8 protein-coding genes are annotated in these 13,363 nt (G+C 44.8%); 4 read left to right on the top strand and 4 right to left on the bottom strand.

Annotated features, from left to right (window positions below):
- The first annotated feature begins 22 nt into the window (after positions 1–22).
- From L0665_RS10455 to L0665_RS10440, 4 genes are read left to right on the top strand one after another with little or no spacing between them, the layout of a single operon-like run.
- On the top strand, positions 23–997 hold the full coding sequence (locus L0665_RS10455; RefSeq protein WP_274925627.1) for an AAA family ATPase: 975 nt from the start codon (positions 23–25) through the stop codon (positions 995–997).
- Between the two features lie 3 nt (positions 998–1,000).
- Positions 1,001–2,281, top strand: coding sequence for a DUF58 domain-containing protein (locus tag L0665_RS10450; protein WP_274925626.1), 1,281 nt, complete (start codon positions 1,001–1,003; stop codon positions 2,279–2,281).
- Positions 2,278–2,724 (top strand): hypothetical protein, encoded by a 447-nt coding sequence (locus L0665_RS10445; protein ID WP_274925625.1) that lies wholly within the window; start codon positions 2,278–2,280, stop codon positions 2,722–2,724. Before L0665_RS10450 ends, L0665_RS10445 begins: the two co-directional genes overlap by 4 nt.
- Positions 2,717–3,520 (top strand): DUF7982 domain-containing protein, encoded by an 804-nt coding sequence (locus L0665_RS10440; protein WP_274925624.1) that lies wholly within the window; start codon positions 2,717–2,719, stop codon positions 3,518–3,520. The genes L0665_RS10445 and L0665_RS10440 overlap by 8 nt, the downstream gene beginning before the upstream one ends.
- On the opposite strand, the gene L0665_RS10435 is transcribed toward L0665_RS10440, so the two are convergent.
- The 4 genes from L0665_RS10435 to L0665_RS10420 all read right to left on the bottom strand — a co-directional run bounded on the left by L0665_RS10435 (position 3,462) and on the right by L0665_RS10420 (position 13,362).
- The gene (locus L0665_RS10435; RefSeq protein WP_274925623.1) at positions 3,462–4,448 is read right to left on the bottom strand and encodes a DUF1616 domain-containing protein; all 987 of its coding nucleotides are present in this window, start codon (positions 4,446–4,448) and stop codon (positions 3,462–3,464) included. The two genes, L0665_RS10440 and L0665_RS10435, sit on opposite strands and share 59 nt — an antisense overlap.
- A 953-nt stretch (positions 4,449–5,401) precedes the next feature.
- Complete coding sequence (locus L0665_RS10430; RefSeq protein WP_274925622.1) at positions 5,402–8,767, bottom strand: fibronectin type III domain-containing protein; 3,366 nt, start codon at positions 8,765–8,767, stop codon at positions 5,402–5,404.
- Between the two features lie 51 nt (positions 8,768–8,818).
- Positions 8,819–9,547 (bottom strand): hypothetical protein, encoded by a 729-nt coding sequence (locus L0665_RS10425; RefSeq protein ID WP_274925621.1) that lies wholly within the window; start codon positions 9,545–9,547, stop codon positions 8,819–8,821.
- Positions 9,538–13,362, bottom strand: a complete 3,825-nt coding sequence (locus L0665_RS10420; RefSeq protein WP_274925620.1) for a hypothetical protein — start codon at positions 13,360–13,362, stop codon at positions 9,538–9,540. Before L0665_RS10420 ends, L0665_RS10425 begins: the two co-directional genes overlap by 10 nt.
- Position 13,363: the final 1 nt, after the last annotated feature.

Below are 13,363 nucleotides of genomic sequence, written 5' to 3'. Positions count from 1 at the left end.
AAATAGTATAACAGGGTGACGAATGACAGAATTCAAAAATACTCAGTCAATTACACAAATTTCAGAGAACTATTCCCGGATGCAGAAAGAAATTAAACGGATGGTTGTCGGGAATGATGAGCTCATGGAAATGATAATCATTGCTATTCTCTCAGAAGGTCATATCCTGATAGAAGGCGTGCCGGGCACGGCCAAGACAACACTTGCAAAGGCCTGCTCAATTCTTTCCGGGTGTGAATTTAACCGGTTCCAGTGCTCTGTTGACAGTCAGCCCGCTGATGTTATCGGTATCCAGTTCTGGAACGCTGAGGAAAAAAAATTTGAACTGAAAAAAGGCCCGGTTTTCACAAATATCTTTTTAATCGATGAAATAAACCGTATGTCTCCGAAAACGCAGAGTGCGTTCATCGAGGCACTCTCTGAAAAACAGGCAACAATCGATGGAATCGAATATGGACTCCCCAGTCCGTTTTGTGCCATTGCAACACAAAACCCCATGGAATTTGAAGGAACATTTCCTCTTATAGAAGCACAGAAAGACCGGTTTATGTTCTCAGTCAATGCAACACACCTCTCCGGGGAGGAAGAACTTGAGATTGTCCGGCGTGAACAGGATGGTGCACTCAACTGGAAAAAGTTTGCAGCAACTCTGTTACCTCTTTTTTCCCCGGAAGGCATACTGAATGATATTCAATATGTAAAAAATATCCATGTCGGAGAGGATATTCTGTCTTATATTCGTGATATTATCATGGCAACACGTGAACATGGTGATATTGCACTGGGTTCAAGCACCCGTGGAACAATTGCTCTTCTCCGGGGAAGCCGTGCAAAGGCAGTACTGGAGAGTCGAAATTATGTGATTCCTGATGATGTGAAGATGATAGCCATGAAAGCGCTCCAACACAGGATCATTCTCAAACGCGAGGCAGAGATCAGCGGAACAAACAGCAATGCTGTTATCCGGCAAATTCTTGATTCTGTCGAGGTGCCCTGAGACGTGCAGCCAACCCGTCTCTGCAGGGCAACAGTGCTCCTTGGTGGAGCATGCATTATATCTGCATGGATCTTCGATGACCCGTCATTTTTCTTTGCAGGAGGTGCCCTATGGCTTTTTCTCCTTCTTTCTCTGCATACCAGCATTTCTGCTGCCCGAAAGGCTGCACTCAGCCTGACTGGAGAGAGGCATACAAAAGAACGGTTTTCACGCTCCGGTACGCGTATCCATATGACAAACACTCTCACCAGCCAGGTTCAACCCGGTTATGTACTGGAAGTAGAGGATATTCTCCCGGATTCCGCAACAGACATCACCGGGAAAACAACAGATCTCATTTCAGACGCTAATGGGACATGCACCCTGCGATACTCCTTCCGGCTTCTCGCTCATGGCACAATCCATCCCGGCGGTATCACACTCCGCTGTTCAGACGCTTTATTTTCAATTACCATACCCGTCCGGATATCTTCCCTACAGAATCCTGCTCTCTTTGTATTTCCGGAAAAAGGACAGCCATATGAATGTTCAGGAGGATACGGCGACCGGGAGACAATGCGCAGGACACCCATAAAAAGCACTGGCATACGCTCATTTCGCGAATACCAGGATGGGGACAATATGAAAACCATTGACTGGAAAATGACAGCCAGATACGGCAAAACATATGTGCGGGAGTACACCGGAAGTGAGGGAGGAACAGCAACACTCATTGTTGATCTCCCTATTGATACAGATGCCGTTACAGAAGATATGTTTTCCAGCGTACGAAAAGCGATCATCCAAAGAGTAGCAGATATTTTGGACCGTCGGGATTCATCTCTGATGATTGTATTGTCAGGATCTGAAATTGTGGCAGTCATGGATATTGTTCCGGGTGCAGACATACTCAATCAACTGTCTGACATACTGAATCCAAAAAGACGTCTGATTCCACTTTATCGGGCATATTCTCCAATAATGCTTGCAGCAGGGATACGGAATGCAGGAGAGAATATGCCACTTTCACCCATAGCACAGAGGGCCACCGGGACATTTGCAACGTCAGCATACCATATCATATTCGAGGAAACAATGTATCGGATACTTTCAACATCCCAGGACACAGAAATCCATTGTTATACAACTGGAAAAGGCGATCTGAGCCAGATATGGTCTATGGCAACATCTGCGTACGCACTGCACCGCCCTGTAATACTATTTCTTCCCGAAGAATCATTCAGAGAAGAGATCAGAAAAGAAGCAGAATTCTTTAACGTACGTTCATTTGAGGTGATACAATGATATCCAGTCGATGGAGAACAGGGTGTATCTGTGTTGCAATCATTATTGCCATTGGTTCTCTTGCATTGGGAGGCTTATGGGAGGTTATCACCCCCGGCAGTGCGGTGTTGGCTTCAATAATGATTTGGTGGAAAAACAGGGATATTGACCTGTATATTCTTGCCGTAGGCCAGTTGTTGGTTTATGGAGCTTCCTATGGGTCATATTTCGCAGCTGTCATATGTGAGGTCAGTCTCTTTGCAGCAATTGTAGGGAGAACACACACAAAATTGCTCATTGTAGCATTCATTACTCTCACCATCCTTGGTATTGTTACTCAGTTTGTATATCATACCGGATGGTGGATTGCAGGGCTGGTAATTCTCTGCACCATACTTATTGTTTCAGGATATACCAGGAAAGAAGCACTATCACGGTCTATGAGGGATAATTCAGATGAATAACATTATTTCCAAAGAATATCAGGCACCAATACTCCTGATTGTAATTGCAGTATTTCTTATTGTTCCGGTATATATCACCGGAAGGACAGATCTGCCGGCAGCAACCCTTGTTGTTGCATCATGTGCCTGTTTTTTTGGTGCAGTATTTCTGATGGTAACCCGCCCCGAGGAAGGCATTCCTGCAGATGTGGCTTCATTCTTTTCAATAGGTCTTATGGAGAGCTACGCACGGGTTGCAGCAGAACTGGGAGCTTCAGGGCCCGCACATTTCATTCCGGATGGAAACAAGGTACGGCAGTTCAATCCTGCGCGAAATTTTCGGAGAATACCAAAACCCAATCTTACAGCAATAGTGCCGGAACCGGAAAGCGGAGGTATTTTTTCCGTACCTTCCGGGATGCCGGTAATGGCACATCTCCAACGTTCCGGAAAACTCAGGATACCTCATGATATGCCGGATATTTACACTGCCATTTCAGAAGCAGAACGTGATTTGATACATGTTGCAGACGAGGTAGAGGTGACAGAAGAAGGAGAGAGTGTTGTCGTCAGATTCAGAGAATTCAGGTTTATGCCTGCATGCGAAGAAATACGGTCTGAATCCATGAAAATTTGTCAAATTGCTCCATGCCCTCCCTGCAGTCTTGCCGGGTGCATTCTTGCTGCGGGAACAGGAGCTGTGTGGAACATTGAGGGAATCGCTCCCTCACCGGAAAAAAATGAGATGTTAATTACCTTTACCCGTATGAAGGACGAACATCCACCCAGAGATGAAGGTCCCGATACGAGGCATTGATCCGTTCCGTCCCTGAGACTGAATCATCAGGCACCGTATCCGTGAAGAGAAGGAACTGAATTCTATTTGTTCCACCATCGGTTACGGTAAAGCTGTAGGGAATCTCAGTTGTCTCATTGTGAGGCACCGAGACCGGAATCCGGTCTAAAAGTCCCATAGAATATATTTCAGAACGGTTTTCTTCGGCAATCCATTCCTGATTCATTTCCCAGACCTCAATGGTATAATCTACTGGTCTGAATTCATGATTCCCAACACCAATGATCACCGGTTGTGGAGTCCCCACGGTTAACCGGTCAGGATAATCCGCTGCCATCCCTCCTTCTCCGAGAATATAAAATTCGGTGAAATGTTCACCCTCCTTGGGCACAACAATTACGTATATGGTAGTGACAACTGCCGCCACAATTGCAATAATGAGGATGTAGGAAAGGGCACGGTCAAGGGTACTCTGGTCTTCGGAGAAGAGTTCTGTCTTTGCTTCCGTACACCAGGACTGTACAGGCATGGCAAACCGTTCTTCCGGTGCCAGCAGTGCACGCCGGCAGTGGGCCGCGAGCACCATAAGGACGGTGAAGATAACCAGTGAAATGACGATCGGGTCCAGCCGTATTCCCCAGGGAGTATAATTCAGTGCAAGCCCAATCAGCGGCACCACCGCTATTGATAATCCAAATGAGAGTGCAATTCGTTCAAGAGTATCAATTTCTTCATTTCCGGGAAACAGTGCCGCAATGAGCGCATATCCCGGAATAAAGAGCACAACCGGAAGTGCAAACACAATTCTTAGCGGACTTTCATTCAGATAGGGTACATATATTGTCAGAACAGCGATGCCTAACCAGACCAGTATTCCCACGAGATCGCGAAACCAGATTCCTGTTCCAAATGCTGTGTAGAGATCTTCTGTTGTTGGAGATTTTGTCATAAATACCTGGGGGGGAAAATATTCAGATGGACAGCATACATGCTGCTGTTATTTCTCTACCTGCCAATAGACACACAAAGGGAGCAGCAGAGTCTGTTTATACAGGTTTGAAAAGATTCGGTATGGCCATTCAACACGGGATTCTGTGATAAAGACATAAGCATGCCAGTAATCACTTCAGCCGGAGAAATTGTTCACATCTTTATTGATATAAGATATTACATACTTAACGGATATCTCTGTCTTTAGTGGCATTCGTGCGATATCATTGACGGAATATCATTATTTACATATGATCTAACATTTTTTAGAACTATTAAGACATCTGTTCATAAAAATATAAAAATATATAGTTTACATTTTCAAAACTGATTGAAATATTTCGTTAAGATGAAAGGCTCAGGACCATTTTCAGAACTCTGATTTTTCCGATTGTTATCGTATTAAACACAAGAGAGACAGAAACAGAACATATGTTTCCCCACCCCTCCTGCAATCTATCACAGATAATGGAGTAGGTTCAGGGAAAGAAGAAATTGTCATTCCCCCTCATCCTTTAGTAATAATCTCTGACGCTGTAACTGAATCAGGAGAAATATCACTATTTCTCATTCTAAAATTAGAACACAAATTCAGACGTGAATCTGTCCTAATACTATTTTCCTACTGTATTGATGAATCCATCACATACCGGATTTATCTGATCCGGTAAAAAATTCACAATATTTTCAAAATGTCGATAACTTGTCCGTCTGGTCGTCATAGATGGTCATACCGGTAAAAGAGGTGAAACAATCTGAACTTTTTTTTGCACGATATCAAGAAAAGAAAGAGAGAAATGAATTGTGATTTTTATTATCTATTTTTTCTGTGAACGAAGACATTGTCCGTGCTGGACCATTCCCACGATATAATATGAAAATTGAACGGAAAAAAAGAGAAATTTAAATTTATTATTTCTTCTGCTGCTGCATGTAGTAATATCCAGCGCCAATTATGGCAACCATCACAATTACTACAACAAACCATACCCATGGGAATCCGCCGGTTTGAGCACCATTACCAGTTTCGGTAGGCACCGGGGTTTCTGTTGGAGCTTGTGTTGCAACACTAGTTGGCATTTCTCCAATTTCTTTGAAGACAGCAAATGTACTGAAGTGGGTAATCACACCGACAACCGTATGGTTGATAGGATCAACGGTGGTTGGAATAGCTTCCCATTCACCTGTTCCTTCATTGAACCACTTAATTGCGAATGTTTCTCCTGCTCCAAGATTATTCCACTCTTCTTCTGTAAACTGGAATGTTAACTCAATCCCCGGACTAAAGGTTGCCCCTGATGGTCCTAATTCCACTGCGTGACCAGCAAATGAAAATGAACCTGTTGATGGAACATCGTCAGTTCCCTGAATAATCACACTATCCAGAGGCTGTCCGTCGGCATCAAGTGCCTTCACACCAGCTCCGATATAGATTGATGAGAGGCCATCAGCTGCAGAGACCAATACGGGGTTCTGGACTATACCATTCGAATCTGTCTGTAGATATCCGAGTGTGGTAAATTTCACAGATGGCGTTGTAACTTCCACTGGACTTGTGTAGCTACCGCCGCCGCCGCCACCGCCGCTACTGCCGGAGGACTTGGTTATGAAGGAAGAATCACTGGAAATAACTTTGTTTCCGGATGGGTCAACCGAGATTATACGATAATGATAGACCGTGTTGGACGTAAGACCGTTGATACCCAAGGTGTGTCTAGTGACAAACTGAGCATCAGATACAGAATATCCATATGCACTGGTTAGGCCGTATTCAACAGTACTGTTTGCTGCATTGTTGGTCGTCCAGGTGACTGATGCACCAGTTGTACCCGTCTGGGCGATGATATTACTGATATTCAGACTGGAACCGATCGCAATGTCGTGAACACCGAATGCCTGTGCTGTGCCACTGTTACTGAGACCAGCAAGAACCGCCTTGTAATTGCCTGCTTCAAGACCGCTAGCATCGAATGTCAGCGAATTGTCAGCATTAACATATGCATATTTTCCTGCACCAGGGGTGATATAAATGTTATGCCAGAGTTTCTCTGTGGCCGCCCCACCTGCTGAGAGGTCTAAGGTAACCATGTCATAATTAAGATTCGCGAAATCAATAGTTGCTGTTGCATCATACACTGTGTCACGGTAAAGAGCGACACCGAAATACTTACAGTCGGAACTGAAACTTGCATCAAAGGTTCCGTCTAAAGGTATGCTGGTAGCGGAGAGCACACCTTCTTCTGCTGACTCAAGGACAACTACCGGCATTACTGCAATGCCACCGATACGGTCGCCATCAAAGGCAATTGCTGCAATTGCATAGTCACCGATATCAGGAGTGGTTGTTGCATCAAATGGAACACAATCTTCACTCATGCGGAATCCGGAGGAAAGATCCACCTGATTTTCAGCGAGCTTCAACGTTGTTGTAATGTCACCGGATACTGTCAGCGCTTCACCATATGCCTGTTCCTGAATAAATGAACCATCTTTCTCAACAGAAATCTGTGTCCATCCCCCATCAATGAAGATGTAGGATGCTTGCTTAATCAGTTGTTCATAGTCGATGTTGCTTGTTGATTTACTGTCAATGAGTTCATTGAGGTATGATTCGTTTGCCTCAAACATCATAACACTTGCATGTGTGATTGCAGGAGCAGTTATCTCGAAATCAATGACGTCTGTAGGGTCATACACCCAGAGTTCCTGGTATGTGTCTGTGCCTGCATATGTTGCATCAGCACGGTTGTCAACGGTGACATAGGTGTCACTTGTTACCTGACCTACCTCTTTGACCTGCCGTGTGACAGTTCCAATGTCGGGTGCAAAAACACTGCGACCGTTGTATAGTTCTACCATACTGGTTGCTGTCAGGTCAAGGTCAACTGCTGCGGTAAACTCTGTATCAAGTCCACCAATTGTGCCAACCTTTGTTGAGTCTACCCATACAACATAGTTGTTATACAGATGGAAATCGTATTTTGCATAATTTCCTGCATTGTCATATGCACGGAATGAGAGGTCACGGTTTCCAACGGGTATAGTTAGTGTAGCGCTGCTATCCGCATTGCCGTTTGACAACAGAACACTGCCTGTGGATGGCTCAACAACTGAGACATTCTTAAATCCACTGAGACCTGGAGAACTTACTGTCCAGTCAAAGTTCAGGACTTCATTTGCTTCAATAAATCCGTCACCATCAGAATCAGTGATTGCCACGTCAAGTGTTGGAGCAGATGTGTCAACGGTATACGTCCAGTTGAGGAAGCGCTCTTCTGCTGCAACTGTGTCAGTACCGGTTACATTCACCCAGAATAGACCATCACCATGGAGACCAATGTCACCAATTGCGTATCCGGAGACAAATGAAACATCATCAATAACCATCGGGCCAACGGCACCGCCCAAAGTCATAACCACGGTAGTCGTGTCAATCTGTGACATGAATACCTTAACTGGTGAGGGTTCAGTATTGATGTAACTTCCATCTGCAGGTGAAGGGTCGGAGAAACCAATGTTTTTAACATTAATTGTTTTCGTAGCCAGAGGTTCTGCAACATTTCCTGCTGCATCCACTGCATTGACAGTCAGCGTAATACCATCCTCAAATTCAGGCCATGATACATCAGCGGTGTACAAGTATTCACCGTTGGCCGAATTAGTGAGAGCGAGCGGGTAGTTCGTTCCGTCAAGGATTGCACTTGCTGAACCCATACCACCAACATCGGTAATAGTACCTGTTATCTTGAAGTCTTTACCGACATTGGTTGGAGTTGTAATGGTCCCGACCGGAGCCACTTCATCCTTTGTGGTGAAGGTGCCGTTTACAATGGTAATATCACCCAGATAATCCGTCATACCGGTTGTATCATAGGCTTCACTTGCTACGATGCCAACATCCATACGGCTTCCATCATTTTTGGGTGAGGTGAAAGAAACAGTAAAAAGGTCTGCATCGTTGTTGTCAACACCAGCAGTAGTAGACAGAGTAAATGTCATCCCACTATTCAGTGTTCCCGGCGCAACACCTCCATTAACAATAGTTTCTGTACTAGCCGCCGTAGCGATTGTCTCATCATAATACACTCTGTACGTCAACGTACCTACTTTGGGGTCAAAGTCATTTGTTAACGTAAACGTCACTACGCCACTCTCACCCAATGCCACGTCGGCGACATCAGATGCGGATAGCGTACCTTCTCCAGCTGCAGTTGCTCCCGTTACGCATAATAACAGGACAATTAGAACAGCCAGAATCCTTTTGGTTTGATTCGTCATCTCTCATACCTTCTTTGTCAAGCCAATTCTACCAGAATTATCTAACATGAATCATTTTTCGTTTTTTAATATAAATACGCTTCCAATTGCAATTAGTACAATAACGATATTAAACGGTGACTGTGTTGGCGGAACTGTCTTCTCATTTGTATCCGGAACTACCGGAATATCATTATCTTCAGATGATACCTGTGTCGCAGATGCCGGAGTCTGAACAATAGTATCAACAGGAATTTCGGTTTCACTCACGGTCGCTTCCGGCGTTGTTGCTGTTGTTGTAACCTGTTGTTCTAAAGGATTTTCTTCGGAATCTGAAACATAAATGTCAGGAATAGCATCTTCATCACCGGCTGCCGGAGTAGGCACAACACCAATAAATTCTTCATTTGTGAAAGAAATCGGGTCTCCTTTCACATTTACGAGTTCCCTTACTGATACTTCAATAACTCCTGAACCTGTTGTGCTTACGGAGGCAACCGGAATATCACCAGTCAGACCCTCGCCGGATATCCCAGCAATAAAAGTCTCATATTTAGTATTTTGGATATTTGATGCAACCATAAACCCTGATTCACCCTCCACAGACTGTACGCTTAGATTCCCACTATAGGTCAGGACCACACTAAAAGCCCCAAGACCGATGCTGTCATCGACTCCTTTTACCAGCAGTGTATTGTTTTCAAGTGCTACGTCTGCAGCACCCACATTAGAGACTAAACAAAAAAAGGTGAAAATTAATAAAAGGGTTATAAATTTTTTATTCCACATTATTAGCTCCATTGATAATATTCATCGACATTACCCACAACTCTGTTCAGTATCAGAAGTGAATCACGTGATGTAATTGAATGAGCATCCCTGTCGACAACATCAGGGTAATCAAAGGTATCAAATCCACCAATATTGCCAACAACAAAGTTCAGGATAAATAATGAATCTCGACTCGTTACTAGTCCTTCACCCGTAGCATCACCAAGAACGTCGCCATCAAACTCCATACCAATATAATTGGTGCCTGAAGGTGTGTTATAGACAACAAGCGTTGCATTGGTAGTCGTGTATGCTCCGGCATCTCCGTATACAAACGTTCCCGGAGTTAATTCATAATCATCCTCACCAAGCACAACACCGTTCAGTGTTACAACCGGACTGTTGACAAGATACCGCTGTGGGAACTGAAGTGCAACACCAAGTTCACCGCCATCTCCCATCACGGAGATGTTGTAGATAGCATTCTCGCTATTCAAAGCATTCAGTTGTTCTGCCGGGATCTGCGCCACACCTGCAATGCTGCCGGAACCACCCTCTGAAAGAATCAGAACAGGTTCGGTCATTGTCGTGGGAAGGGTTACATTGTAGACAGCATTCTCACCATAATTGATCTCGACGGTACCACTTACATCCGGATATCCGGACTTGGTGACACTGAACTGATAGGTATCCTCGAAAAGGTCACTAAATTCATTGGTCGATTGATCGGTGACAGTGACACCGTCAACAGTAATACTGTCTGCAACAACCGGAGCATAATTCTCATCCTGAACATGGATGGTAACATTGCCCGTTCCCGTCACATCGAAGTCATGACTGGTGTATGCAACATTGCTGTCATCATACAACGGAATAATCCGCAATGACATATTGAGTGTTCCATAGTTTTCCGGAACAATTTCAAATGTATATGAGTATGCAGTGCCCTGCACCCAGCTTTCCGGCTCAATGAAGATTGAATCCTGGTTCTCATTTGCAGTACTGTTAAGGACTTCATAGGCTACCGAAGCTCCTTTGCTATCGGTGATATCAGATGTGTTGACAAAGGAGAAGTCTGCAATAGGAACTTCAATCATCGGTGAGAACAGGTCTGCATCCGAGATCACGCCTATACTAACATCCGTTGCTTCATCTACCACCATTGGGGAAGGAACTGAGTCCAGCGTAAGAGAAAATCCTCCGACATCTAATTCAACTTCCGAAAGGATGTCAATATTTGTGTTAATCTGAGGAATTTCGAAACTCTCATCGACACCCTCCATCTGGATTAGACGCGAGTTTCTGATTGTACTGTCAATTTCATTGAGTGGTGCCCACTGGCTGTTCTCAACAGAGAGAACAACAGGACCGTCTCCTGCGGTGAGTTCTGCGGTCACTTCGTGTGATCTCACCGTGCTGAAGCCATCACCGAAGATATCTCTTTCTTCAGTGCCATCTGCCATCATCGCTGTCATCTGGGCAGAGGTGAGTGTGTACTCTTCACGTGGATTGGTTGCATCCATGGTGAACGTGTTCACCAGGTCTCCGTCAACATATACACCAACGGTTCCGGTAGAGATCTCACTTCCCTGGCATACAATTAGTGCATCAATTGCTGCCTGACTTGCCCAGGTATATCCCCAGCTTCCACTGCTCTCATAGGTATCAACAAGCCAGCCAACACCCTTACTGATAGTTTCATTATCATTTGCAACTCCTGTTGCATTCAGGGCAAGAAGTGCATAAGCTGTGCTCTCGGTAACACGGCCTTTGGAATTCCATCCATAGTTAGAAGCTGCCGACCATGAACCATCTACTTCCTGACTTCCAACAAGATAAGCCGCAGCATTCTCTTTTGCATCAGTAATACCTGCTTCGGTTACTGTGCTGGATGGCAGACCAAAGGATTCCAGACCCCACAGACCAAGTGCAGTTGCCATATTCTTGTCACTGCCAGAGGAGAATGAACCTTCATCAGGTCCACTATTAACCTGGTTACCAATGACATACTTCGTCGCATTCTGCATGTTCTCTTCCATGTAGCCACGATACAGCTGCTGGACATCCCCTGACTGGTTGATCATGTCGTGGATGACCATGACAAACGCCGTGTTGGATTCCTTTGTCCATGAATGGCAGACAGGAGCACTCCAGGACCATGTACCTTCAGCAGTATCAGGATTCTCGTGGAACCACTCGATAAGTTTCTCAAAGTTCACAGTTCCCGTAGTAACCGTATCACCATTAGAGATCTTGTCTTCAAGCAGGCGGTTTAAGTCTTCATCTGTTTGGTTTATCTTTGCAAGAGTGTAGCTTGCATACGAACTGGACGATGATTCTGAAAGGCCATAGCCCCAGAGACTCCATCCGCCATCATCATGCTGACCGCGAAGTCCACCATTTACCAGTACATCGATTCCGGCACTGACAGACTCATTTGCCTGTTCACGGATTGTATCAAAGTCACTTGGCCGATCTCCACGCCCGAGATAGTAATCCTTCACATTCATCGATGCAAGCATCTTGCATGTGGTCTGCTCGACACAGCCATACGGATACCCAACAAGATATCCAAGCCCGGAAAGGGTTCGTCCCTGTGCACCTGACTGTGCCACAATCGTTGTGACATTACGGATGGTGTTGTTTGTATGGAGGGTGTTAAAATTGATAGTATCCGACGTGCCCAGGTCAGATACTCGAGCTGAACTGACTGATGTTACCTCGATTGAAGGAACGTAAACTGTTAGATCATTACCATTAACAGAAGCGCTTTTTCCATTTGCTGATAGATTGTAGGAAAAGTCAGCTCCACTGAAACTGCCTGGTTCATTTGATTTCATCCAGACATAGAGATAATTCCACTGGCTGTTATAGAGATATGTAGTCCGTTCTTTCCCTCCAGAGATTTCAAAGGAATCCGGTGCATCAATGGTTAAATTTACCGGACCTGCCTTATTCGCACTAACCCGGACATAATTGTAGAACCAGTTGTCAGTCTGCGCACGATCCGTACCATATACCTGTCCATCAGGGAAGCTTATTTGGTAGTCAATCGACGAAACTATTTTTTCATCAGTTGGGCTGCCCCTGAGAGCATCATCTGAGGTTACGGCGATACTAACCAGATATGTTCCCCCTGCTGTTGGTGTCCATGCAATTTCTTCGGAATAAGTATCTCCTGCGGAAATGGTAACATCAGGATAGGTCTCACTCTGGACAACAGCACCATCTTTTGCAATGGTTACATTGACATTCAGAGCAGAGGTATCATAACTGCGTTGGTTTGCAACACTGGCGCGGAAGAGAGTCTCTTGATTTACCGGAACCTGTCTGTTGGAAATACCGATACGTGCATCAACGACACTTGAAACTGTCGTGGTGATACTGCCGTTTGTTATATCCGTTACTTCAATGTCTTCACCGGACGTTGAATTTAAAAAACCATAATCATTCACCGATATCGAAACAGATGTCGTTTCACCACTGTCACTTAAACCGGTGAACGACAGATAGCATAAATCAGCGCTGTCGGATATTCCCTCAAGAGTTGAATTCAGGCCTGCAACACGTACACGGCCACTCTGAACATTCATCTCTAACGAGTCAATCGACGGCCCTGCTGTTACATCCGAATCTGATAAAGATACCAGAGAAGGGTTCCAGGTGACATCAATATCAAAACTTCCAAGTTGCTCAACATCATCTACCCGCAGCGTAAGTTCTGCAGACTCTCCTTTATTGATTATTGATTCAGAAGGATCAATAGAGAGAGTTGCCGCTGAAACAGCACTACATAATACTGCAAAGCAGAGGAGGGCAATAATACATAATTTCATATTTTTCATC

Origin of the sequence: Methanogenium marinum, assembly GCF_028912405.1 — an archaeon.
Classification (GTDB): Archaea; Halobacteriota; Methanomicrobia; order Methanomicrobiales; family Methanomicrobiaceae; genus Methanogenium; species Methanogenium marinum.
Note: the sequence above shows the minus strand (reverse complement) of the source record. Positions and strands in the feature narration are given on the sequence as shown.